This window comes from Pseudomonas sp. SBB6 (genome assembly GCF_024213215.1).
Taxonomy (GTDB): domain Bacteria; phylum Pseudomonadota; class Gammaproteobacteria; order Pseudomonadales; family Pseudomonadaceae; genus Aquipseudomonas; species Aquipseudomonas donghuensis.
In genome coordinates this window covers 108,240-133,385 of sequence record NZ_JANAVH010000013.1, presented here as the reverse complement: position 1 = coordinate 133,385, position 25,146 = coordinate 108,240, and the positions used below count along the sequence as shown (strand labels likewise).

Sequence of the window (25,146 nt, the reverse complement as noted above, 5' to 3'; positions counted from 1 at the left end):
ACGAATGGGTGGCAGCCATGTGCGGGTTGGCGAACCGGGACGACACTGGAGAAACCCGGCAGGGTCGAAACCCTCCCGCACATGGCCACCATTAAGAAATGGAAGCTTTCTGTCAGTATCATTTTGCCGGGTCGCCAAACCCGATCACCGAACATTCAGTGACCGAGCGAGCCTAGTGTGCAGACCTTCCCCGGGCAAGCGCGTGATATCGACAGACTGCGTAGGATAGGTCCTAGGACATGAGATTGGCTAGCGCTGTGCCGGCCTCATCGCTGGCAAGCCAGCTCCCACAGTGGCCGGCGTGACGCTGAACTTGTGGGAGCTGGCCTTGCCAGCGATCGAGCGCGCAGCGCTCGTAATCCAGGCAACGCCGACCTTGAATCAGCACCTCAACTCATACCGCAACCGCGCATTCGCCCCACCCGCCGAAGCCACCCGCCTGAACCCCAGCCCTTCCGCCAGCCGCTGACAGGCCACATTCGCCGGCGAAGTGGTCAGCCACAGCAGCGAGCCTTCCAGCACCGGCAGCAGTGTTTCCAGCGCCTCGGTCATCAGGCCCTGCCGGGCATGGGCTTCGGCGATCCAGTAGCCCAAGCCGACCTTGCCCTGGGCATCCGGCCGCACGCCCAGGCAGCCGATCAGTTCGCCGCTGGCCAGGAACAGGTAATAGCGTTTTTCGCCCTGGGGCGCTGCCCAGTTCTGCCGGGCCTGAAGCAGGCTTTGCCGCGCTTGTTCCAGGGTCCAGTCGTCGCGGGCCCAGGGCAAAAATTCACGGTGGAAGCCGTAGTTGGCGTTGAGCACAGCCTGCAGTTGCGCGGCAAAAGTCAGTTCCGGGGCGTGGAGTTTCAGCTGTTTGCTGCGCAGGCGGCGGGGCAAGTCCATTGCGGGGTCCTGAGGTGGGTAAGGACCGACGAGTATTGCATAGACAGGCCCCTTTACGAGCGCTTTGCGGTCGATCGCTGGCGGCCCGGCCAAGAGCTGCTAGCGTTGTTCAGGCGATCAACTCCCTGTCCCGTGCGGTCATTGCCAAGGATACGAAAGTCGATGAAGCCCACCTTGCGCTCCACCCTGCTCTGCTCCGCCCTTGTCGTGCTGGCTGGCTGCGCCAGCTCCCGGGTCGACCCCAGCCAGTACTCCGGGTTCCTCCAGGACTATAGCCGCCTCAAGCCTGCCGAAAGCATCTCCGGCCAGCCAGTAATGCGCTGGATCGATCCGCAGGTGAAAGCCGCGCGCTTCACCCAGGTGTATATCGAACCCAGCCAGTTCTACCCCAAGCCACAGCCCACCGCAGTGATCTCGGCGCAAGCCCTGGGCCAGATCACCCAGTACTACAACACTGCGCTCAAGCGTGAACTGGGTGCCGTGTTGCCACTGGCCCAGGGGCCGGGGCCTGGCGTGCTGGTGGTGCGCCCGGCCATCACCGCGGTGTCGACCAAGACCGAAGGCCTCAAGCCTTACGAAGTGATCCCGATCGCCCTGGTGGCCGCCGCCGTCAACACCGCCGCCGGTGGTCGCGACCAGGAAGTGGACATTGCCACCGAGGCGGCGTTCCTCGACGGTGGCAGCAACAAGGTGGTGGCCCAGGTGGTACGCAAAGGCAGCGGCAAAGCCCTGGAGAATGACAGCGCCAAGCTGGCCCTGGAAAACGTCAAGCCGGTGCTCGACGGCTGGGCCAGTGACCTGCGCAAAAGCTTTGCCAAGCTCAAGAGCGAGTCGCGCTAGCCGCTAAGTTCGCTGTCGATGACAATGCTGCCACTGAGCAGCCTGTGCACCGGGCAGGCATTGGCCACGGCCAGCAGCCGCTCGCGCTGAGGCGCATCGAGATCACCGTGCAGTTCGATCACACGCTTGATCTCGGTGCGCGCCTCAGGGGTTTTCACTTCGCTGAGGATATCCAGCTGCACATGCACATGGCGCAGCGGCCACTCCTTGCGCTGTGCATACATCGACAAGGTAATGGCGGTGCACGCCCCCAGGGCCGAGAGCAGCAATTGGTGCGGATTGGGGCCGCTGTCATGGCCGCCCAGCTCGCGGCGCTCATCGGCCAGCCACTGCTGGGCACCAGCAGACAGGCTCACCTGATACGGGACATCGCCAAGGTCGGCGTAAACGGTTGATGCGCTCATGGGCTTCCTTATCGGGGATGGGAACACCCGCCTACCCTAGCGCCCGACACAGATCATCGCCAGTCGCGCCATTGAACTTCAGCGTCCTGCCGGCAGAACGGTCGAGGCTGGCAACCCCGCGCCCATGCGCTTTACTTATCGGAACAACAACGCCACCTGATAAGGAAATCGACCATGTCCCAGCTCCTGGACCCCACCTCCAATGAAAGCAAATACGCCAAGCTTGCCAGCGCCGCGATCATCGGTGCGATCACGCCGACCAGCGTGCGCCTGTGGTTTCGCGTGTACATGCCCGGCGAGTGGGTGCTGGTGGTCACCAGCACGCCGTTGAGCGGTGACCTGCAGCGCTTGAATGAGCTGCCCGTGGCCGACTTCCTGAAACAACAGAAGATCAAGCCGGTGTTCATCCAGGCGCAAAAATTCAGCTTCGACAGCGACCTCACCGGGGTCTTTGCAGTCACTGGCCTGAAGGCGCAAAGCACCTATTACTACGCCCTGATCAGCAGCGAAACCGACCCGCTGATCATCCGCCGACGCACCGAAATCGGTGCCGACACACCTAAGAGCTTCAACACGCCGGCCATCAACCCCGGCACCCTGACCTTCGGCTTCTACAGCTGCCACGACCCGATCAGCGCTGACGGCAGCGCCGGTGGCTGGCCGCTGCTGCACCAGCAACTGATCGATCAGCGCGCGCAATTCGTCATCGGCGGTGGCGACCAGATGTACGTCGACACCAACAAGAAAAACGGCTTCCTGGATATCTGGGAATGGCTCAAGGACAACAAGCAGGCGCTGCTGGCCCAGTTCAAGCAAGGCAATGGCTACGACAAGGCCGGCATCGAGCAGTATTTGCTGAACATCTATCGCTGGTACTACCGGGTGTACTGGAACATCCCCACCCTGCGCGAGGTGTACGAGCAGTTCCCCCAGTACATGATCTGGGACGACCACGAGATCATGGACGGCTGGGGCTCGCTGAGCAGCAAGGAGCGGCAAAAACGCATCTCGCTGTTGTTCGAAAGCGCCAGCAACGGCGCCACCAATCAAATGCTCGTCGACCTCATGTGGCGCGCCGCCTGCCGCGCTTATTACGAGTACGAACACAGCCATAACCCGGTCACCTCGATCAACCTCGACAAGCCCGACGACTGCCACTGGGACTATGCCTTCGAGCAAGGCGGCTCGGCCTTCTATGTGCTGGACATGCGCGGCCACCACGATGTCGAAGCCCCGGACCCGCACAAGATTCTCGGCAGCGCGCAGATGATGCGCTTCAAGGCGTGGTTGAACAGTGCCGTGGTGCAGAATGCCAAAGCAGTGTTCATCGTCTCGCCAGTGCCGCTGCTGCACTGGAAGAGCGTGGTCACCAACGGCGCCGATTTCGGCTCGCTGAAGGATGACTGCATGGATGAGTGGGACCACAAGAGTAACCTGGCCGAACGCAAGGTACTGCTCGATCAGGTGTATGCGGCGCTGGGCAAAAGCGCCACGCCGGTGGTGTTTCTCAGCGGTGACGTGCACTGCGCGGCGGTGTTCCGCCTGTTGCACAAGCAGTACCCGGCGGCCAAGGTGTTCCAGGTCACCTCCAGCGCCATCTCGCGGTTACCGGCGCCGGGCATGCTGAAAATGGCCATTAGCAGCGGTGGCCAGATGCCGGGCATTGCCAACATGGTCTGCGAGCGCTGGTACGCCATGGCCGGCTCGAAGAACTTCGCCCTGCTCAGCGTGCGCCCGTCACTGGATGGCCAGCAGACCGAAGTGCTGGTGGAGCTGCACTGGCCCAGTGGCGAGGATGGTGAGCTGACCAAGCGCCGGGTGGTGCTCAAGTAACCCGGCGCTTGGTGCTCGGGTCAAGCGAAGAACGAGTACAGGATCGCCGACAGGGTAATCAAGCCGATCAGAGCCACAAACACATTCGAGGCCTTGCCCGAGTATTTGCGTAGCGCCGGCACCTTGTGGATGGCGTACATCGGCATCAGGAACAGCAGGCAGGCGATGATCGGCCCGCCGAGGTTCTCGATCATGCCGAGGATGCTCGGGTTCAGGGTCGCCACGGCCCAGCAGGTAATGACCATGAACAGCGCGGTCATTTGCTCCAGGCGCTTGGCCGAGACTTGCTTGCCGCGGCTGCGCAGGCTTTTCACGATCATGCCCTGGAAGCCTTCGCTGGCACCGATGTAGTGGCCGAGGAACGACTTGGTGATTGCCACCAGGGCAATCAACGGCGCCACGAAGGCGATAACCGGGGTCTGGAAGTGGTTGGCCAGGTACGACAGGATCGAGATGTTCTGTTGCTTGGCTGCGGCAAGATCCGCCGGGCTCAGGGCCAACACGCAGCTGAAGCAGAAGAACATCACCGTCAGCACCATCATCACGTGGGCACTGGCGAGGATCTTGCCGCTCTTGGCGTCGGCCTGTTCGCCGTAGCGGTGCTTCTGGTCAACGGCAAAGGCCGAGATGATCGGCGAGTGGTTGAAGGAGAACACCATCACCGGGATGGCCAGCCACAAGGTCTTGAAGAACAGGTCCAGGGGCATGCCTTCGCTGGCCTGGGCGAAGAAGGCGCCATTCCAGTTGGGGATCAGGCTCAGGGCCAGCAGCAACAGCGCGGCAACGAACGGATAGACCAGCAGGCTCATGACCTTGACGATGATGCCCTGGCCGCTGCGCACCACGATCATCAGCCCGCAGATCAGCAACAGGGCCAGCAGCGCCCGCGGTGGCGGGGTCACGTGCAGTTGGTGTTCCATGAAGTTGCCCAGGGTGTTGGTCAGGGCAACGCTGTACACCAGCAGGATCGGGAAGATGGCGAAGAAGTACAGCAGGGTGATCAGCTTGCCGGCCCCGACGCCGAAGTGCTCTTCGACCACTTCAGTGATGTCTTCACTGGCGCCGCGCTTGCCCGAGAGCACGAAGCGGGTCAGGCCACGGTGGGCATAGAAGGTCATCGGGAAGGCCAGTACCGCCAACACCAGCAGCGGCCAGAAGCCCCCTACCCCGGCGTTGATCGGCAAGAACAAGGTGCCGGCGCCGATGGCGGTGCCATACAGGCCCAGAACCCAGGTGGTGTCGTGACGGCTCCAGGCACGGCTTTGCGCAGGCGCGGCCGAGTCCACACGAACGGTCGTGGTGCTATTTAATTCAGTCATCGATATTGCCTTGTAGTTGTTTTTGTTGCGTATGAACGAACTGCTTTGTTGCTGGGTAAAACCTGGGGCTGCTTTGCAGCCCATCGCCGGCAAGGCCGGCTCCCACAGGATGGGTGCAATCCTTGTGGGAGCTGGCTTGCCAGCGAAGCCTTGCTTTTTAAACGATCAACACTCGACGAACGCGACCGCCAGGCCGCCGCGCGAAGTCTCCTTGTAGTTGGCATGCATGTCGGCGCCGGTGTCGCGCATGGTGCGAATCACCCGGTCGAGGGAGATGAAGTGCTCGCCATCGCCACGCAAGGCCATCTGCACGGCGTTAATGGCCTTGACCGCAGCGATCGCGTTGCGCTCGATGCACGGCACCTGAACCAGGCCGCCAACCGGGTCGCAGGTCAGCCCGAGGTTGTGTTCCAGGGCGATCTCGGCGGCGTTTTCCAGTTGCATCGGCGTTGCCCCGAGCACTTCGGCAAGGCCGGCAGCAGCCATGGCGCAGGCCGAACCGACCTCGCCCTGGCAACCCACCTCGGCCCCGGAGATCGAGGCGTTCTTCTTGCACAGGATGCCCACGGCCGCGGCGCTGAGCAGGAAGTCGACCACGTCGTTGTCGCAGGCATCGGGGTTGAACTTCATGTAGTAATGCAGCACCGCCGGGATGATCCCCGCCGCACCATTGGTGGGCGCGGTGACCATGCGCCCGCCGGCGGCGTTCTCTTCGTTGACGGCCAGGGCGAACAGGTTGACCCACTCCATGGCGCTCAGGGTCGACCCGATCACGTTGGGCTTGCCCAGCTCCTGCAGGCTGCGGTGCAGCTTGGCGGCGCGGCGCTTGACCTTGAGCCCGCCAGGCAAAATGCCCTCGTTGCGCAGGCCGTTGTCGACGCACTCGCGCATGGCCGCCCACAACTTCAGCAGGCCACTACGCACCTCGGCCTCTTCACGCCAGGCCAGTTCATTGGCCATCATCACCTGGCTGACCCGCAGCTGATGCTGCTTGCACAGCGCCAGCAGCTCGGCGGCGCTGTCGAAGTCATAGGGCAACTGCACCTGCTCGGCACTGTTGCCCGCCTCGCCCACTTGCGCCGCCTCGACGATAAAACCACCACCGACCGAGTAATAGGTTTGCTGCAGCAACGAGCCGGTGGCACCGCTGGCTTCCAGGGTCATGGCGTTGGGGTGATACGGCAGGCTTTCGTCGAGCAGCAGCAGGTCGGTAGCGCAGTCGAACGGGATCGCCCGGCGGCCGTCGAGCATCAGTACCTGGCTTTGCTGCAATTGCGCGATCAGCGGCTCGATGCTCTGCGGGTCGATCTGGTCGGGCCATTCGCCCATCAGCCCGAGCAGGCAGGCACGGTCGGTGGCGTGGCCGACACCGGTGGCCGACAACGAACCGTACAGGCGCACCTCGACCCGGCTCACCTGCTCCAGCACACCCTGCTCACGCAGGGCCCGGGCAAAGGTTGCCGCCGCCCGCATGGGCCCTACGGTGTGGGAACTGGACGGCCCGATGCCAATTTTGAAAAGGTCGAAAACACTGATAGCCATGCTAATGCCTGACCGAGGCAACATTCCATGTCACACAACGGCACTGTTAAAAAATTGATGGATGTCGCTAAGTTGCGCGATACTGCCCGGTCACTGCCGTGTTGACCAACGAAACTTTCTAAGCAAGCCTTTAGCAGAACTAAACAATGAAGCGACAAATGAATGGCCAGATGTACGTCTGGCTACATGTGTTTGCCTGTGCGGCGCGGCACTTGTCGTTCACCCGCTGCGCCGAAGAACTGCACATCACCCCCGGCGCGGTCAGCCAGCAGATCCGCCAGCTGGAGGAGCGCCTGGGCTTTCGCCTGTTCCTGCGGCGCGCCCGCGGCGTGGAACTGACCGCCGAGGGCCAGCGCCTGGCGCAAACCGTCAGCGAAGCCTATGGCAGCATCGATGCCGAGCTGCGCCGCCTGGATGCCGGCGAAATCCGCGGCACCCTGCGCCTGCGCTCAATCCCGTCGTTCCTGGCCAAATGGCTGACCCCGCGCCTGCCGCGCCTGCAGCAACGCTACCCGGACATCCAGCTGCGCCTGGTGGCCGAAGACAGCAGCCAGGCCCTGCATGAAGGCGACTTCGACCTGGCCATCGACCTCAACGACGGCAGCTACCCGGGTATGCATTCAACGCCCCTGCTCGATGAGCAGATCTTCCCGGTCTGCGCCCCCTCCCTGCTGCGCGGCCGCCCACCGCTGCATGGCCCGGCGGACCTGGCGCACTATCCGCTGCTGCACGACATCACCGCCTGGCGTGGCAGTTCGGAGTACGCCGAGTGGGAGTTCTACCTGGAAGGGATTGGCGCGACGGGCCTGGATGTGCGCCGTGGGCACACGTTCAACCGCAACCACCTGACCATTGAGGCGGCGATTGCCGGCATCGGCGTGGCGATTGCCCGGCGCACCCTGCTCAACGACGAGCTGGAACGCGGTACGTTGATCGTGCCGTTCGGCCTGCCGATCGCCAACCACAAGCGTTATGTGCTGCTCTACCCGCCAGGCGGCCTGGCGCACCCCAGCGCCCGCGCCGTGCATGACTGGCTGGTGGAAGAAGCCGAAGGGTTTCGGGCGCTTCATGCCCAGGACGCGGTACCGGCAAACGCGCGTGCCTCCCGCTGAGCCTACGCCAGCGGGAGGCAGCACCTTGCAACGACCCTATGCTTCGCTGCTGCGCGTCAACTCGAGGATCAACCCGTGCTCGGCGGCACTGCTGATTTCTTTCAATTGGCGTTCAGCTGTGAAGTAACGTCCCTCCGACAGCGGCAACCGTTGCAATTGCCCCTGCCCGTCCACCGGCGCATCGGGCAGGATCTGTTGCACGGTGCTGCGCACCTCGGGCGCCAGCGGCCCGTCGAACTCGTGCCAGTCGTACAGGCAGCTCAACAGGTAATCCGCTGCAGCTCGCCATTTTTGCTCGAACGCCTCGAAGCGTTGCCCGTGCAGGTTGCGCAAGTAGCGTTTCCAGCCCTGTTGCAGCGCCATCCATTCCTGCCTTGCGTCCACCTGCGTGCTCAGGCGCCGGACTTTGCGCTCAACATTCTTGATCACGCGCTCGTCAACATCCGCCCTGTGCGCGAACAGCATGCCGCTGGACGGCTCGGGGAAGTCGAGCCGGGTGGCCAGCGCCTGACGCAGTCGCAGACGGATCTCCACCGGATCGGACTCATGCTCAAGGTCCAGGTCGGTGAGGTTATCCAGTGGATCAAAGTCAGGCAGAGGCCGAGTACCGGCACGCAGGCCGTTGCGGCGCAGATCACGCGCCAGGCCGATCCGCTGGGCCAGGGAGTTGACCAGGTCACGGCGGTAGAGCTGCTCGTACAACCCGACCACCGCCGCCGTGCGCTGCAGCGGATCGAGCGCCTCCTGGCTCTGGCGATAGGCAAGCAGCTCGATTTCCAGGGCACTGAAACCATCGGCCCCGGCGTCGCCGCAGGTTGGCGGATAGGCTTCGGCCACCGCCTGCAGATCGCTGAACAGCTGATCGGAACCTTGCGCCGCGCGCAATAGCTCCCAAACCCTGGCTGACATATTGTTGAAATCGAACCGGCCCTCGCTGGACTCCAGCGCCCGGTCAAGCACCAGCAACAGCGGACGATAAGTCTCATCATCCGGGAACAAGGTGTCCCACAATTGCTGCTGAGCGGCGCTCGCCTCACGCAGCCAACCGGCTGCCAGGCCGCTGGCGCGGCGACTGAAAGGCATTCCCAGGCCACGCAGGTGGGTAACGGCGGCTTCACTGAGCGGGTTCTGGTTCAACAGGATCCAGCGGCTGCGCTGGCCGTCGGCACGCAGGTCAGCGCCAAAGGCCGTGGTTGCCAGGTCGGGGAGCTGGGTCAGCTCGTTGCTGCTCAGGTCGACCGTGCGCAACGGGTGCCCCTGCGGCTGCATCAATTCCAACAGCCCCTCGGGCCAGTCTTCGAGGTGGCAGCCACGCAGGTTCAGGTGCTCCAATGCCCTCAGGGTACCCAGCCGCGGAGCTCGGCCCAGAGGGTTGTCGCCCAGATTGAGTTTGCGCACCCGCACCAAGCCTGCAAAGGCTTCGGCAGCGGCCGCGTCCAGCTGGATGTTGTTACGGGCAAGGTCCAGATGCTGCAACGGGATTGCCGCCAGGGCCTGCAGTTGCTCGGCATCAAGCGTCACGCCAGTGGCACGCAGGCCCAGGGTGGTCAGGCTGTCGAGTTTGCCCAGCGTGCCGATGGCTTCTATGGGCAGCGTGGCCATCTGGTTGCCGGTGAGGCTGAGCACCTGCAAGGCCCGCAACGGTTGCAGCGGGTCGAACATACGGGCATTGACGCTGATCTGATTGTCCTCAAGGCCGAGCAATTTCAGTTTGGTCCTGGTGCCGAGTGCAACGGGAATTTCAGTCAAGCGGTTATGGTCCAGACCCAGATCCCTGAGTTCAGGAAACGCCGAGAGGAAATGCTCCGGCACTGCCGTCAGTTCCATCCGTTGCAGAAACAGTCGGGTGACATGGCTAAAACGCGCTTCAATGACAGGCAAAGCGCCCGGCGCCCAGGAGGACAGGACCAGCTCGTGCTTGACGTCGCCCCCCACGCGGCGCCAGGCGGCCTTGAGCCGGTCACGCAGCCGCTCACGGTCCACCCGCTCGCGAGCGCTGGGTGTTTGCGCCACCCAGTGATCGAGGCTTTGCCCGAGCTGGCGATACTCATCCTCCAGGCGCTGGATGGCAGCGGCGAGGTCTTCATTCTCGACCCTCAGCCGATTTTTGATCTCGGTGATTTCGCTTTCGCGAAGCTCAGGGTACAGCGCGCTCAAGCGACGATACTCGGTAGAGCGCAACGTCCCCACTGCCCCACCCAATGGGTAGCCGCGGCGCCCGTCGGCCAATTTAAGCGGCGATTGCAGCCAGGGACGCGAGGGCTGCTGGCCGATCAGGGTCGAACTACGTGCGCGATCGCCCAGGGCTTGCCGGGCAAGGCGCTGGCGCAGTTGCGCGGACTCGTAGATCTCCACTCCCAGCGACCTTCGCACGGTGTCTGGCAGCGCCCGCAACAGCGCGGCAAAAAAATCATCGCTCACGCCCAGCTCATTGCCCTGGGCATCGAAGACGCGATAGCCGCCATCGTACTTGAGCAACGACCGCAGCTCTGCCCCGGCGTCACCGACGCTGGCCAGCACTTCGCTGCCCAGCGATTGCTCGTGCAACTCAAGGCGAATGTCGGCGTTCCAGCCCGGCAAATCTGCCAGCAATTGCAGCCCGAGGCGCTCGCTGTCCAGCGCCAGGTGTGCAGTGAACACCAGCCCTTCCAGGGCGCGGCTCAGGCGCAACTGGCGCTGATAGGCCCGGGCTTCTTCAGCCAGGCGCCGAGGCACCCGCGCCTGCTCGCCGATCAATTGCCCACGCTCCTGGGCAGTGGCGTGCCGGGCGATCTCTTGCGCCAGTGAATCAGGCAGCAGCGCAAAGTCGCGCTGCAGGGTCTTGGCCCCCGGATCGGATGAGCGTTCGACACTGGCATACAGGCTGTCGAACACCACCCTGCGCCTGCGCTCTGTCAGCTCGGCCATTTGCTCGCGCAAGGCCGGCACTCGCGCAGGTTCCGGCAGATGCTGGCCCAGCAGCTCGCTGCCTTGCACCTCGCTAAAGGCCTGCAACAGCACTTCGGCCAGCCTGCCGCTGTTTAAATCATCGAGCAGCACCTTGATTGCGTGGCCCTGCGGCCAGCGCTCCAGGCCATAGGTCCACGATTCCCCCCACAGCTCCGGCCCTTTAAACACTTGAACTACACGATTTGCCGGCCAATTAGGCAGCCCGACCACCAGCGCCACCGGATAGGTCATGCCCGGTTCCAGCGCCGCACCACTGCGAATATCGGCGATCATCCGGGTGATGCGCCGGTCCAGTTGCAGGCGCTGCAAGGTATCGGCCAGCAGCGGCGCAAGCGGCCCCTGCTCGACATGCATATGCCGCAGCATATCGTCGTCGATACCGCTGATATCGGCAGCCTGTGCCAGGGTGGCATCGTCCAGCCCCTCGGCCAGAACGCCGATGCGCCGCAGCAGTTGGCTGCGCTCCCAGTGCAGCGGTTGTTCACCCGGGAACTGCCAGGCGCCATTGCCATACGGCTTGAGCACAGGCTGGAAGGCATCGCCCTGGCGCGGGTGTTTGAGGCGCCATTGCTGGCCATCGGCATCGTAGCGCTGCTCATACAGCTTGCCGTCCAGGCGAATGTACAGCCGCTCGTTCAGCGCGTATTGCCCCAGGTCATTGGGTGCCAGGCGCTCGGGTAGTTGCACCGGGCTTTCATAGCCGCTCAAATCGGGCTTCCACAGACGCACTTGGCCATTGGGCAATTCGACACGCTCAAGCGCATCGACAAACAGCGACGGCTCGACAGCGCTGCCGGCCGCACCCAGCGCAGCGATCAACCCCAGGTTGACTGCCAGCGACTCGACCTGGGCCAGGGCTTCAGCGGTTTCGCCGGCTTCCCAGGCTTCTACCCCATGGAAGATATTACCCATCAGTTGCGCGCCGGTAACCGCCAGCATCAGCGGGTTGAGCGCCGGGATGACAAAGGCTGCGGCGTTGAGCACGTTCAGGCCGATGTCCAGCCAGTGCTCCAGGCGCACCAGGCGCGCGGCGCGATCTTCATCGGCGGTGGGTACCGCCAGCACCCGGGCATTGGCCTTCAGCCTGCGCACTTGCAGGCGCTGCAAGTGGCTCCACAGTTCGCCGCCAAGCGCATGCTCCTGCACCTGCAGGCGCGGATTGAGGATCGGCTGGCGGACTTTTTCTTCGCCCTGATAGCGTTCGACGTACAGCGCAGCGTCCAGGGCGTGTGTGAATGCCGGGCGCTCAGCCTGGGGGACGCCGTTGAGGATCGCCTGGCGGTAATCTTCACCTTGCAGGCTGGTGGCCAGGTCATGGGCAAAGGCACTGGTCGATGAGTATTCCTTGATCGGGTACAGCGGCGCACCGGCAATCCAGGCCACGCAGCGTTCAGTGACGTTGCTCGCCGTCGGATCCGGGCCGATCAACAGCACACCCTCCAGTACGCTGCCCAGCACACTGACCTGACGACAGACCAGCGGTTTGCCATCGAGCTTCGGTGACGCGCCAGCCGCGCCGTTGGCCAGCGCCAGCAGCAAGGTCAGAACCTGGCCGGTGATTTCGCCATTGCCACGCGCCCGATGTACCTGCACGACAAACTCGGCCCTGGCCGCTTCCCGCATGCCGGCGGCTCTGCCAGGGCTATCCAGCACTTGCAGCAGATGTTCCTGGTAGTGCCGGCCAAGGTCGAGCTGGCGACACAGCGCGACGAACTGAGCGCAGGTCAGGTTCAGTGGTTGATTCTGCCCGTCAGCCAGGTAGCTGAAGGGACCCAGGTCCTCGTTGTCGCTGAAATTCTGCAGGGCCGCCTCAAGCAGGCTGCTGCTGTGGATACCACCCTTGGGCACGGTGCGCCCGCCAATGGTTTCAAAACCAACGTGGTGCAGTTGCGCCTTCAGTACGTCAAGGTCGAGCCTGTAGGTCTCACGCAACGTGCGGGCAAGCAATGGAGCGCAGAACGCGCTGATGCCCTTGAGCCCGGCAAGCTGCAAGGCCAGCGCCTGCCGTGCAATCTGCGAAGTTTTCAAGGCTGCCTTGAGTTCGAGCGATTGCTCGGGATCAGCAAGGTGCCGCTGGCTATGTAACAAGGCCTGGAAATCCTTGGCTGCCAGATGGCTGACCCAGGCGGGAATGGCCGCGCCGATCAAGGCGCGATGGTAGATCAGTGGCGAGGTTTGCGTTACAGGTGTCATCGGGAAAGCTCCTGACAGTGGGAGCTGTCAGGAGACCAGCACCGTCAGCCACGACGGTGCTAGATAAGTAGTGCCTCAACCAGACTGGCGCGTGAGCTGCAACAACAGTGCGCGTTCGGCGGCTGCCTGCCCCCTGGCCAGCACGTTGAGGAACACCGTGTACTGGTGATCATTGAACACCTGCCGGCGCAAAACGCCCGCTTCATCATGGCTGAGGGCCATGATCCCGGCCTCGATGAACGCCACTTCAGCGGCCTGCCCATCCAGGAAGCTGATCAGGCTGGCATCGAGCATCGGTACAGTGGGGTTGCTCGGGTCAAGGCAATGGTCGGCGTACTCCGTACCCTGATACCAACGATCGGTCAAAGCATCGAACTGCGGTTTGAAACGTTGCTTGAGAAACCTGACCCAGCCCGGCTGCTCGAGCATCCATTGCTGACGGTTGGCTGCAACGTCGAGCCTGCGTACTTCTCGCTCGACCCGGCTGGCGAGGCTATCGCTGACATAGGCCAGGTGGCGATAGAGCATTCCGTCCGAAGGCTCGGGAAAGTCCAGGCGGGTCGCCAGGGTACGGCGCAACGCCAGGCGAACTTCAATGTCGTCGACCGTGAACCCCAGGTTGGCGTCGCTGATGTCGTCCAGCGGATCCAGCGCCGGCAATGCCTCGCCGCTGTCCAGCGCATTTTTACGCAGTTGGCGCAAACTGGAGATGCGGTCGGCTATTCGCTCCACTTCATGGCGGCGATACAGCCGCTGGTAAAGCCCCAGCAACTCACCGCTACGCCCTTGGTCATCCAGCGCCTGTCCGGCAAGACGGTTGGCCATGACCTCGACCTCCAGCGCAGCAAACACATCCGCCCCGGCATCGCCGCAGGTGTCGGGAAAACTGCCCGCAATGTCATTGAGGTCGTTGCGCAGCACTTCATCCTGCGCTGCCAGTTCGAGCAAGTTCCACACCCGTCGGGTCAGGTGCGCGGCGTCGATCTGCGCGGCTTGCGAGCGTTCCAGGGTGCTCAGGGCGATGAACAATGGGCGGTTACGCTCATTATCGAACAAATCCTGCCACAAACCCTGGCGCGCCTCGCTGGCGCCTTCGAGCCACAGCCGGTTGACCGCAGCGTCACCATAGAACACATGGGTAAGGCCCAGCGCATGCAGACGCAAGATAGCCTGGGCATTAAGTGGGTTGTTGGCCAGACGCAGCGTCAAATCACCACGAGGCCCTATGTGGCGCAGGCTCAGGCCGAAGCGGGTTTGCGCCAGGTGCGGTAGCTGTTCAATCTGGTTGTCGGCCAGGTTGATCGAACGCAGTTGGAACTGGTGTTGATTCATCAGCCCGGTGAGCCCGCTTGGCCATTCGCGCAGCTGGCAGAAGCTCAGGTCGACGTTTTGCAGCCAGGGCATGATAATCAGGTCGGGGGCACGCATCAGCGGGTTTACCCTCAGGTTCAGATTGCGCAGGTAAATAAGGTTCTGAAACGCCGCCGCCCCGGCTTCATCAAGGGTAATCCGGTTGTTCGCCAGGTTCAGATTGCCCAGGCGAAGGTTGGCCAACTGCTCCAGGTGGCGGGTTTCAAGCACCAGGCTGTTGCTGTTCAGGTCCAGGTACGTCAACGCAGGCAGCCTCGACAACGCGTCGATTGCGGCATCGGGCAATTGCCCCAGTTGATTGTTGGCCAGGCTCAGAATCTGTAGCCTGGGCAGGGCCTGGAGCGGCTGGAACATGGTGTCTGTGACCTGCAGCCTGTTGTGGCCCAGGGCCAGCTCTTCCAGCTCACCACAGCGCCTGATCGACAGCGGAATCTCGGGTAAGTGGTTACCCACCAGGCCCAGGGCCAGCAACTTCGGAAAGCTGCTGAACAGATGTGCCGGAATTTCACCGCCACGCACGCCAGTAGGCCCCACCACGCCGCGCAGGTTAAGTTCGGTGATGTGTTTGAACTGCACCTCCAGCGTCGGCAGGCCGGTGATATCCAGTTCTTGGAGTTCAAGCCTGTGGCTTTCCGAGCCCCCTCCCCGCTGCCAGGCCCGTTTCAGCCGGGAAGCCGCCAGGCGCCGGGTCGGGCTGCCGGGCACCGACCGCTGCCAGTAGTCGAGCTTGAGCTGCAACTGGCGGTACTCTGTCTCCAGCCCCTCGACGATCTCGGCCAGGTCGCGGCCACTCTGGCGCAACTCACCGGCCAGGCGGGTGATCTGCTCCCGGTTCAACTCCGGATACAGTACGCCAAGGCGTCGATGGGTTTCCGGCCGCAAGATACTGGAGGCACCGCCCAGGGTATAACCGCTGCGCCCATCCGCCAGGCGCAGCGGTGCGCGGTGCCAGGGTTTACGCGGTTGCTGGCCGAGCAGACGCGAGGCCCGGGCGCGATCGTCGATCGCCAGTTGCTGCAGCCTCGTGCGCAACTGCGCGGCATCAAAGACATCCACCCTCAATGCCCGACGCTCGGCGTCCGGTAAGGCCCTGAGGATGGCGGCAACGTAGTCCTCACCGCTGGACAACTCATTACCCAGGCCATCATAGGCACGGTAGCGCTCGGCGCTGGCGACCAGAATCTTGAGCTCGCCATCGGCGCGACCGATGCTAGCCAGCAAGCGACCGCTGGCGACCTCCTCACGCAGCTCGATACGCACTTCACCCGTCCAGCCCGGCACCGATTCCAGCAGCCCCAGGGCCAGGCGCTGGCTGTCCGGGTTGTGCGGGGCCGACCACTGCAGCCCTTCCAGGGCATGGCTCAGGCGCACTTGTTGCTGATACAGGCGCGCCTCTTCGGCCAGGCGCAACGGCAGCCGGGCCTCGGCCTGATTGAGCTGGGCATGCTCAGCCAGGCTGGCCTGGCTTTCGATCTCCCGGGCGATGCTTTCGGGCAGCTCGGGGAAGTCCCTGAGCAGCAGCGCAACACCCGCTGAAGACGGCCCTGCTGTACCTTGCCTCAAGCTGTCGAAGATAGCGCCGCGGCGTTTGTGCACTTGCTTGGCCAGGGCTTCGCGCAGGGCCTGCAGGCGATCAGCGGTTGCCACGCTGCTGCCCAGTAGCGGAATGATTTCCTCCTCGCCGAGCGCCGCCAGGACTTTCTCCGGCAATTGGCCTTGACGGAGATCGCCGGCCAGCAGCTTGATCGCGTGCCCTTGTGGCCAGCGCTCCAGGCCGTAGGTGGATGAAGCACCCCAGAGCTCCGCCCCCTCGAATACCTCCAGCACCCGGTTGGCGGGCCAGTTCGGCAACTCGACCATCAGGGCTACCGGGTAAGTCATGCCTCGCTGCAGCGGCAAGCCGGCGCGCACATCGCTGATCAGCCGAGTGATGCGCCGTTCGAACTGCATACGCTGCAGGGTATCGGCCAGCAGCGCAGGTATTGGCGACTGGTTAACGTGGGCGCTACGCAGCGCCTGTTCCTCGACGCCACTGATATGCAGCGCCTGCTCGAGCTGTGCGGCATCCAGGCCGTCGGCAAGTGCCCCGATGCGCCTGAGCAACTGGCCGCGTGGCCAGTGCAGCGGTTGCTCGCCCTGATACTGCCAGGCGCCCTGGCCGTTGTGGCTGAGCACAGGTTCATAGGCCGCCGGGTCAGCGGGGTGCACCAGGCGCCACTGCCCGCTGTCGGCCTGCAGGCGCTGCTCGTACCAGTGCTCCTGCAGGCGCAGGTAGTAGCGCCCCTCGTGCAAGTACTGGCCCAGGGCATTGACCTGAACGCTGTCGGGGATCTGCACCTTGCTGGCATAGTCGCTCAGGTCGACTTTCCACAGGCGCGTCTGGCCGTCGGCCAGTTCGACGCTGCGCAGGCTGTCGACAAAGGCCGATGGCTGCAAGGCGCCAGCCGCGACGCCCAGGCCGGCGAACAGCCCCAGGTTGAGGGCCAGCGACTCCAGTTGCGCGAGCACCTCGGCGGTTTCATGCACTTCCCAGGCGTGGACGCCCTGGAACAGGTTGCCCATCAACTGCGCGCCAGTGACCGCCAGCATCACCTCATTCAGGCCGGGCACCACGAACGCGGCGGCGTTGAGTACATCCAGGGCAATCCCCAACCAGCTGTCCAGGCGCCGCAGCCGTGCCTGGTAGTCTTCATCACCGGTCGGCACCGCCAGCACCCGGGCATTAGCCTGGAGCCTGCGTACCTGCAAGGTTTGCAGCTTCGCCCACAGCGGCCCTTGAACAATGCGCTCGCTGACCGCCAGGCGCGGCCGGGCAATGGCCTGGCGAATCTGTTCGTTGCCCTGAAAACGCACCTCGAACAGCGTGCGCTCCAGGCGGCGGATGAATTGCCCCTTGAGCGCCTGGGGCACCTTGGCCGCCAGGGCACGGCTGTACTCGGTGGATTGCAGGCTGATCCCCAGGTCCTTGGCGAAGGCGCTGGCCGAGCTGTACTCCTTCAACGGTGCCAGGGGCGCACCGGCGATCCAGGCCACACAACGTTCTGTCACGTCGCTGCCAGCCGTTTGTGGCCCGATCAGCAGCACATCAGCCAGCTCGCAGCCGAGGATGGCCAGGCGACGGCACACTACCGGCCTGCCGTCGAGCATGGCCGGGATCCCCTTGAGCAGCGCCTGCAGCATTGCATGGGCCGAGGCGCTGATTTCGCTTTTCATCCTGGCCCGTTGCACCAGCAGCTGGAAATCGGCGCGGGTGGCTTCGCTCATCTGCTCACGCAGTTGCTGCGTATTGCCCGCCTCGTCAAAGACCTGTTGCAAGTGCTGCTGATAACGCCGGCCCAGATCGAGATCACGGCACAAGGCCGCGAAATCCTTGCCGGTCAAGGCCAGGGTGTCGGCCGCCTGGCCCTCGCGGGTGATGTAGCTGAAGTGAAAGTCCTCATTGGCGGCGAAGCTCTGCAACGCCGCTTCCAGCAGGCTGGCCCGTCGCTCCGGCCCCTTGATCACTGGCCGTCCGTCCACCGATTCGCGGGCCCAACGGTGCAGCTGGGCACGGGTCACGTCCAATTGCAGGCCGTGCAGGTCAAGCAATGCCCGGGTCAGCAAGGGGGTGGCGAACTGGGTGATGCTCTGCAGCCCGGACAATGTCCCGGCCAGGCGCCAGCGCGCGTCTTGTTGCGCCTTCGCTGCATCGAGCAGGGCCTTGCGCTGCTGTGGCTCGCTGTCATCGAACCAGGCATGGGGCTGGCCCTGGCGGTCAGCATGAATCGCCTGCTGACTGTGCAGCAGCGCCTGAAGGTTGTTGCGATTGAAATGCTCGAGCCTGGGGCGCAAGACGTCGGTGAGGCGCTTGTGGTGAAAGATGACGGCGGATGGTTCAGGGGTATCGGACATGGCCAGGTTACCTGCGGATGGAGTGGATCCGCAGGTAACCCGACTTGATGGGTTCCCAGGCGTTACATAACTACTGCCCGCGTTTTAATCGGTTCTTCACGCAATCCCGGGGGTTATGAACCTTGGGTTGGGATGTTGAGGCTGCTAGCTTATCCATTCGATGTGGCGCCGCTGCTGGCCCCTTCCGCCCTTACGGCGGGTCCCTTTTGTCTTGGCAAAAGGAACCAAAACCGCTCGCTCCCGCATACGGCCCTACGCTACGCTCCGGGTTCCTTCGCTACGGTGCCTTCCAGGGGCATCGCGGCCTACGACTTGCTTCGCCAAGTCTACGTCTCGCGACTTCGGCCTAGGCCGAAGGGTGCTGCGCACCAGCCCCCTCCAGACACCTACGCTCAGCCTCCTGAAGTCGCGAAGTTACGGGCGGCGCCTGCACTAGCGTATCTGCGAAAGCAGATTATGGCGGCGCCAAGCTGACGCTGAAGCGAGGAGCGACTTGCTTCATCTTGATGTTGATCTTGATCTTCATGCGCGTAATTCCAGGCGCCGCCAAAAGCGACTTCAGGAGGCCGAGCGGAGGTGCCTGTAGGGGCGGTGCGCAGCACCTTCGGCGTCAGCCGAAGACGCGAGACGTAGACTTGGCGAAGCAAGTCGTAGGCCGCGATGCCCCGGAAGGTGCCGTAGCGAGGGGACCCGAAGCGCAGCGTAGGGCCGTATGCAGGAGCAAGCGGTTTTGGTTCCTTTTGCCAAGACAAAAGGGACCCGCCGTAAAGGCGGAAGGGGCCAGCAGCAGCGCCACATCGAATGGATAAGCCCGCAGCCTCAACATCCCAACCCAACCCAACCCAAGGATCATAGCCCCCGGGTTCCGTGAAGAGCCTTTTAATCAGCCTTGCCCACCGGCATCTGGGGCGACGGCAAGCCCTGGCCCGGCGTCACCACCTCGCTCAGGTCGATATGCTTGAACACCGGCTTGGCCCCCAGGCGGGCATTGAAGCGGGTGTTGAAGCTGAACGGGTCATCGGTCGGCACCGCCAGCGAGCGCCCGTACACCGCGGCGATGCCGGCCGGGTCGTAGCCGAGCAGCTGCAGCAGGGTCGGGAAAATGTTGTAGTGGCTGGAACGATCCTTGTTGCTCGCCAGGTGCGCCTGCCAATCGAGGGTCTGCAAACCCTGGCCCTGGATCACCACCAGCGGCACCAGGCCCTCCTCGTCCACCGGGTTGCTGTCGCAGTGCGTATTCAGCCCGGGGTTGCCGCGTTCGTGCAGGTCCTGACCGTGATCGGAGGTGTAGATGAGCACCGCCTGGCTGAGGTCAGCGTTGGCGAACAAGCGGTTGAAGAACTCGCCAACGTTCCACAACAGGCTGTTCATGTACGAATTGCGGTACAGCACCCAGTCTTGCGGCTGGCCGTTAAAGCCATCGCGCCGGCCGGTATCGGTGATGTCGGTGTACTGCCCGCGCGGCAAGGCCGGACGGTAGGTCATGAAGTCGTCCGGGTACTTGTCGTGCACGGGGAAATGCACGCCAACCTTGTTGATCACGATCAGCTGCGGTTTGCCATCGCCCAGCAGTTCGCTGAGCTTGGCCGCTGCGGCCATGTCGCGGTCGCGCACCGGGGTGCTGTCAAACTGGATGAACTGGTCGATGTCGCGTTTTTCCGCCGCGTTCATCAGGTTCTGCAGGTTGCCGCCGGTGCGCTGGGCATCGATGTACACGGTGCCAAGCCCCGCGGCCTTGGCATATTGCCAGATCGACGGCAGGGTCGAGTTGATGCGCAGGTAGTCGTCGCGGGTGCCGCCATAGCGCAGGGTGACGTTGGTGTCCGAGCTGCAATTGGCAATCGAGGCGGCGTAGCCGTAATTGAAGATGCTCACCCCGGCGTGTGCCTGGTTGAGCTGGCTGCGTACGCCATGGGCGGTGTTCAGGTCCAGGTAATTGCCCGAGACGCTTTCATCGATGATCAGCACGATGTCCCGGGCCAGGGCCGCGCCGCTGCGGGCCAGGGTCACCGGCGCGCGCGGGCCGACGCTGTCGTGCAGCGACTCGTAGAGCATCAGGTTGGCGTAGGCCAGCGGCGTGTACATGATCGGCAGGCCGCGGGCGCCCTCACCCGCGCGCACGAACAGGATCGCGGTAAGCAAGCCAATGCCCAACAGCGGCGCCGCCCAAGGCAATACGTTGTGCCCTGGCACGCGGTGCCGTGGCTTGAGCCCCAGGCCCAGCAGCAACAGCAGCGACCAGCCCAGCACCTGCAGGATCACGCTGTGGTACTGCTCGATGGCTTCCCCGATAAAGCCACCGGAGTAAACCATCGAGATAAAACCGCTGTAGGTCAGGTAGTCGGCGGTAATGCGCGTGTAGGCATCGAAAAACACCGCACTGGCGCTAAACACCACTGCAAAGCCCCAGCGCAACCAGGCCTGGCGAATGTTCGCGGTTAGCAGCAAGGCCAGCACCAGTAGCACGAGTACGCCGACATACAACAACAGTACCGGGCTCAGGCCGATGGCCTCAAAGCGCTCCAGGTAATACGGGTAGTTGCTCAACAGATAGAGCGCGAGCAGCAGTTCCTTGAAATATCTGTGCATCTCGTCCTCACCCGAAAACCGTGCAATCACCCCGGACATTGACACGTTAGCAGTGCTCCACCAAAGCGCAAACCGGAACAACGTCAATTTTCTGACCCATCTTGGCGACGCCAATTCTGACAATTCAAAAACGCGAAAACGTTGCATTCGCGTAACCGTCGCATCGGTAAACGCCTTGTTTATCACGGCCTCCGACCGTTCATCGTTTTGCGATGCGGCAATTGGCCAGTGCTTAGCAATGCTAACCCTCGGATTTAGAACGGCTTGATAGCAAAAAGCCTAAATCGTAGAGACTGTAAATTCGACGAAACATGCCATTTGATTGACACAATTTCCCACGGGTGGGCTATACCGAAATCACACCACTGTTTCATCCTCCTTACTCCATACGAGGCACGCCGACATGGACGTGAGTGTATTTGGCACCGGCTATGTCGGTCTTGTACAAGCTGCAGCCCTTGCAGACGTAGGACACCGGGTTTTATGCGTCGATGTCGATGCCCATAAGATCAGCCAACTGCGCCAAGGCGTACCGCCAATCAGCGAACCCGGCCTCTCGAGCATGCTCGAGGAGAACATCAAGGAAGGCCGCCTGCTGTTCAGCACTCAGGCCAGTGATGCCATCAGCCACGCCGAACTGATCTTCATCGCCGTCGGCACGCCGCCGGATGAAGACGGCTCGGCCGATCTCTCCCATGTGTTGGGGGTGACCCGGCAAATCGCCGGGCTGATGGCGGCCGACCGCACCCTGATCATCAAGTCCACCGTACCGGTCGGCACCGCCGACAAGGTCGCCGCCCTGGCCCGCGAAGAACTGGAGCGCCTGGGCAAGGGCGCGCTCAAGGTGCGTGTGGTGTCCAACCCCGAGTTCCTTAAAGAAGGCAGCGCGCTGGCAGACTGCATGCGCCCGGACCGGATCATCGTCGGCACCTTGGATGCCCAGGCCCACGACCAGCTCGCCGAGCTCTACGCACCCTTCTGCCGCAACCATGAAAAGCTCATGTTCATGGACAACCGCAGCGCCGAGCTGACCAAGTACGCGGCCAACGCCATGCTCGCCACGCGCATCAGCTTCATGAACGAACTGGCCAACCTCACCGAACACCTGGGCGCCGATATCGAAGCCGTGCGCAAGGGCATCGGCTCCGACCCGCGCATCGGCTACCACTTCATCTACCCCGGTTGCGGCTTTGGCGGCTCGTGCTTCCCCAAAGACCTGCGCGCCCTGCTGCACACTGCCGAACGCAGCGGGATGCCCCTGCGCTTGCTGCAGAGTGTCAGCGACGTCAACGACGCCCAACGGCAGATCCTCTTCGCCAAGCTCAAGCAGCGTTTCCCCGGCAGCCTGGCCGGCAAGTCGATCGCCGTCTGGGGCCTGGCCTTCAAGCCCAACACCGACGACATGCGCGAAGCGCCCAGCCGCTACCTGATGGAAGCACTGTGGGCCGAAGGCGCTACCGTGTGCGCCTTCGACCCGGAAGCCATGTCCGAATGCCGGCGCCTCTATGGCTACCGCAAAGACCTGCAACTGTGCGCCACCCGCGACGACACCCTGGAAGACGCCGACGCCCTGGTGATCTGCACCGAATGGAAGAATTTTCGCGTGGTCGACTTCGCCCTGCTGGCCAAGAAGCTGCGCAGCCGCCTGATCATCGACGGACGCAACCTGTACAACCCCGATCAGGTCGCCACCTTCGGCCTGAGCTACAGCGGCATCGGCCTGCGCCAGGTCCAGCCCGAGGTACCCGCGCCATGAAGATCCTGGTCACCGGCGCCGCCGGTTTCATTGGTGCTCATTGCTGCCTGCGGCTGTTGCGCGACGGCCATCAGGTGATCGGCCTGGACAACTTCAACGACTACTACGACCCGGCGCTCAAAGAAGCGCGGGTGCGCTGGGTCGAAGCCGAAGCCGGCGCGTTTACCCTGTACCGCCTTGACCTGAACGATGCCGTCGACACGGCCGAACTGTTCGCCAGCGAGCAACCCGAGGTGGTGATTCACCTGGCGGCCCAGGCCGGTGTGCGCTACTCGCTGGAAAACCCAAGGGCCTACATCGACAGCAACCTCAGCGGTTTCCTGAACATTCTCGAAGGCTGCCGCCACCATCCGGTGCAGCACCTGCTGTATGCCTCGTCGAGCTCGGTGTACGGCGCCAACCAACATATCCCGTACCGGGTCGAAGATGCCGTCGACCATCCGCTGTCGCTGTATGCCGCGACCAAGAAGGCCAACGAGGCCATGGCCCACAGCTACAGCCACCTGTACGGCATCCCCGCCAGCGGCTTGCGCTTCTTTACCGTGTACGGCCCCTGGGGCCGCCCGGACATGTCGCCGATCCAGTTCGCCCGGGCGATTGCCGAGGGCCGGCCGCTCCAGCTGTTCAACTACGGCCAGCACCAGCGCGACTTCACCTACATCGACGACATCGTTGAAAGCCTGGTGCGCCTGATCCCGCTGGCGCCACAAGCCAACCCGGCCTGGGACCGCGAGCATCCGGACCCGGCCAGCAGCCCGGCGCCGTGGCGCTTGTTCAATATCGGCGGCCAGCGCCCGGTGGAGCTCACCGACTACGTGGCCTTGCTGGAAAAACACCTGCAGCGCAAGGCCGAGGTCGAGCTGCTGCCCTTGCAACCGGGCGATGTGCTGGCCACCTGTGCCGATGTCAGCACGCTGGAGCAGGTCACCGGTTTCACTCCCCAGGTTTCTCTGGATGAAGGGCTCGGGCGTTTCATTGCCTGGTTTCATCAGTACTACCCGCGACCTGATCAGGACGTAGTGCGGGCAAACGGGCAGGCGCCCGTGCATCAGCGGAGGGCGGTATGACAGGACAACCCAAAAGTGCGCAACTGCAGGCACTGTATCAAGACAAGCGCATGGACCCCGCGCATCGCCAGCGCCTCGACGCGGCGATTCACATGCAAGGCCGTGGCTGGATGACCGGCCGCGCTGGCGGGCGTCCCTGGACCCTGTCGCGCACCAACCGGGTGGTCGCCTGTTTTGGCGCCCTGTGTATCCTCCTGCTGATTTCGCCGTTGCTGCTGACGCTGGCCGTGCTGGTCAAGTTCAGCAGCCCCGGCCCGGTGTTCTTCGTGCAGAAGCGTACCGGCTACCGCGGCCGTACGTTTGGCATGTACAAGTTCCGCACCATGGTCGCCAATGCCGAAGCCCTGAAGGATTCGGTGCGCCACCTGAACAAGCACGGCGCCGATGCCATCGATTTCAAGATCGACAAAGACCCGCGCGTCACCCCGATCGGCCAGTGGCTGCGGCGCAGCAGCCTGGACGAGTTGCCCAACCTGTTCAACGTGGTGCGCGGTGACATGCGCCTGGTCGGCCCGCGCCCCACCTCGTTCAACGCCTATCGCTACAAAGACAACCACCTCGCTCGCCTGAGCATCTACCCCGGCATGACCGGCCTGTGGCAGATCTCCGGACGCAGCGACATAGACTTCGACCAGCGAGTCGAACTGGACCTGAGCTACATCAACGAACAGAGCTTGATGCTGGATCTGAAGATCCTCCTCAAGACTCCCTTCAAAGTCTTCAGCGGCCACGGAGCAAGTTGAATGGACGGTTCTACTTCAAGAAGTCTGACGATCGCCACCCCGAGCGAAACCAACCTGACCTCCACGGTGCTCGACGAAGACCAGCGCATCCTGCTGCTCACCGCTGCCAACGCCGGCAGCGGTACCAGCACCAGCGCCCTGGCCTTCGCCAGCCAGTTGGCATTGATGAGCGGTGGCCCGGTGTTGCTGGTCGACAGCAGCCCCAGCAACAACAACCTCAGCCAGCAACTGAACCTGCATAAACTGCGCGGTTTCAACGACCTGATGTTTGACCTGGACACCCCGCCGCTGATGCAGGACTGCATCGTGCGCCTGTCCGACCAGCCGTTCGACGTCCTGCCGGCCGGCACCTTCAAGCGCGGCAAGGAGCGGCTCAACCCCGATCTGCTACGTGTGCTGCTCAAGCACATGAGCGAGCACTACCGCTTCGTGGTGATCGACGGCGAGGCCGTTTACGCCAGTGCCGACAGCCTGATCATCGGCACCCTGGTCGACGGCGTGATCCTCGTGGTGTGCGCCGAAGACACCCGCTGGGAAGTGGCCCAGGCCGCCGCCCAGCGCCTGACCCAGGCCGGCGCCAGGCTGATCGGCAGCGTGTTCAACCGGCGCAAGTACTACATGCCCAAGTGGCTGTACAACAACCTTTAGGCCAGCA

The 25,146-nt window shown here is 63.3% G+C and carries 14 protein-coding genes; 7 read left to right on the top strand and 7 right to left on the bottom strand.

The annotated features are described in order from the left end of the window. Nucleotides 1–381: 381 nt before the first annotated feature. Entirely contained in the window at nucleotides 382–882 is a 501-nt protein-coding gene (locus tag NLX68_RS22455) for a GNAT family N-acetyltransferase (RefSeq protein WP_254285855.1), read from the bottom strand. Nucleotides 883–1,044: 162 nt separating this feature from the next. Here NLX68_RS22455 and NLX68_RS22450 point away from each other — a divergent pair, with 162 nt between their 5' ends. Beyond that, nucleotides 1,045–1,722 (top strand): DUF3313 domain-containing protein, encoded by a 678-nt coding sequence (locus NLX68_RS22450; RefSeq protein WP_100783100.1) that lies wholly within the window; start codon nucleotides 1,045–1,047, stop codon nucleotides 1,720–1,722. Here the strand turns inward: NLX68_RS22450 and NLX68_RS22445 are convergent. Beyond that, nucleotides 1,719–2,126: an OsmC family protein gene (locus tag NLX68_RS22445; protein ID WP_254285854.1), complete on the bottom strand. Its 408-nt coding sequence runs from the start codon at nucleotides 2,124–2,126 to the stop codon at nucleotides 1,719–1,721. The genes NLX68_RS22450 and NLX68_RS22445 overlap by 4 nt on opposite strands. 174 nt (nucleotides 2,127–2,300) lie before the next feature. Here NLX68_RS22445 and NLX68_RS22440 point away from each other — a divergent pair, with 174 nt between their 5' ends. Next, nucleotides 2,301–3,959, top strand: a complete 1,659-nt coding sequence (locus NLX68_RS22440) for an alkaline phosphatase D family protein (protein ID WP_254285853.1) — start codon at nucleotides 2,301–2,303, stop codon at nucleotides 3,957–3,959. Nucleotides 3,960–3,979: 20 nt separating this feature from the next. Here NLX68_RS22440 and NLX68_RS22435 read toward each other — a convergent pair whose 3' ends face one another. Beyond that, nucleotides 3,980–5,278, bottom strand: a complete 1,299-nt coding sequence (locus NLX68_RS22435; protein WP_254285852.1) for a serine/threonine transporter — start codon at nucleotides 5,276–5,278, stop codon at nucleotides 3,980–3,982. Between the two features lie 165 nt (nucleotides 5,279–5,443). Further along, the gene (locus tag NLX68_RS22430; protein ID WP_254285851.1) at nucleotides 5,444–6,820 is read right to left on the bottom strand and encodes an L-serine ammonia-lyase; all 1,377 of its coding nucleotides are present in this window, start codon (nucleotides 6,818–6,820) and stop codon (nucleotides 5,444–5,446) included. A gap of 146 nt (nucleotides 6,821–6,966) precedes the next feature. Here NLX68_RS22430 and NLX68_RS22425 point away from each other — a divergent pair, with 146 nt between their 5' ends. Further along, complete coding sequence (locus NLX68_RS22425; protein ID WP_254285850.1) at nucleotides 6,967–7,932, top strand: LysR substrate-binding domain-containing protein; 966 nt, start codon at nucleotides 6,967–6,969, stop codon at nucleotides 7,930–7,932. Between the two features lie 36 nt (nucleotides 7,933–7,968). Here the strand turns inward: NLX68_RS22425 and NLX68_RS22420 are convergent, their stop codons facing one another. The 3 genes from NLX68_RS22420 to NLX68_RS22410 all read right to left on the bottom strand — a co-directional run bounded on the left by NLX68_RS22420 (nucleotide 7,969) and on the right by NLX68_RS22410 (nucleotide 20,925). Then, nucleotides 7,969–13,074 carry a DUF6543 domain-containing protein gene (locus tag NLX68_RS22420; RefSeq protein ID WP_254285849.1) on the bottom strand — a complete coding sequence of 1,702 codons (5,106 nt, stop codon included), beginning with the start codon at nucleotides 13,072–13,074 and terminating at the stop codon, nucleotides 7,969–7,971. 75 nt (nucleotides 13,075–13,149) lie between these two features. After that, complete coding sequence (locus NLX68_RS22415) at nucleotides 13,150–18,336, bottom strand: DUF6543 domain-containing protein (RefSeq protein ID WP_254285848.1); 5,187 nt, start codon at nucleotides 18,334–18,336, stop codon at nucleotides 13,150–13,152. An 879-nt stretch (nucleotides 18,337–19,215) separates the two neighbouring features. Continuing rightward, the gene (locus NLX68_RS22410) at nucleotides 19,216–20,925 is read right to left on the bottom strand and encodes a sulfatase-like hydrolase/transferase (RefSeq protein WP_254285847.1); all 1,710 of its coding nucleotides are present in this window, start codon (nucleotides 20,923–20,925) and stop codon (nucleotides 19,216–19,218) included. 403 nt (nucleotides 20,926–21,328) lie between these two features. Here NLX68_RS22410 and NLX68_RS22405 point away from each other — a divergent pair, with 403 nt between their 5' ends. The 4 genes from NLX68_RS22405 to NLX68_RS22390 are packed head-to-tail and all read left to right on the top strand — an operon-like array spanning nucleotide 21,329 to nucleotide 25,139. Next, nucleotides 21,329–22,681, top strand: coding sequence for a UDP-glucose/GDP-mannose dehydrogenase family protein (locus NLX68_RS22405; protein ID WP_254285846.1), 1,353 nt, complete (start codon nucleotides 21,329–21,331; stop codon nucleotides 22,679–22,681). Continuing rightward, the gene (locus tag NLX68_RS22400; protein WP_254285845.1) at nucleotides 22,678–23,748 is read left to right on the top strand and encodes an NAD-dependent epimerase; all 1,071 of its coding nucleotides are present in this window, start codon (nucleotides 22,678–22,680) and stop codon (nucleotides 23,746–23,748) included. The genes NLX68_RS22405 and NLX68_RS22400 overlap by 4 nt, the downstream gene beginning before the upstream one ends. Next, on the top strand, nucleotides 23,745–24,491 hold the full coding sequence (locus tag NLX68_RS22395; RefSeq protein WP_254285844.1) for a sugar transferase: 747 nt from the start codon (nucleotides 23,745–23,747) through the stop codon (nucleotides 24,489–24,491). The genes NLX68_RS22400 and NLX68_RS22395 overlap by 4 nt, the downstream gene beginning before the upstream one ends. Continuing rightward, entirely contained in the window at nucleotides 24,492–25,139 is a 648-nt protein-coding gene (locus NLX68_RS22390; protein WP_254285843.1) for a CpsD/CapB family tyrosine-protein kinase, read from the top strand. Nucleotides 25,140–25,146: the final 7 nt, after the last annotated feature.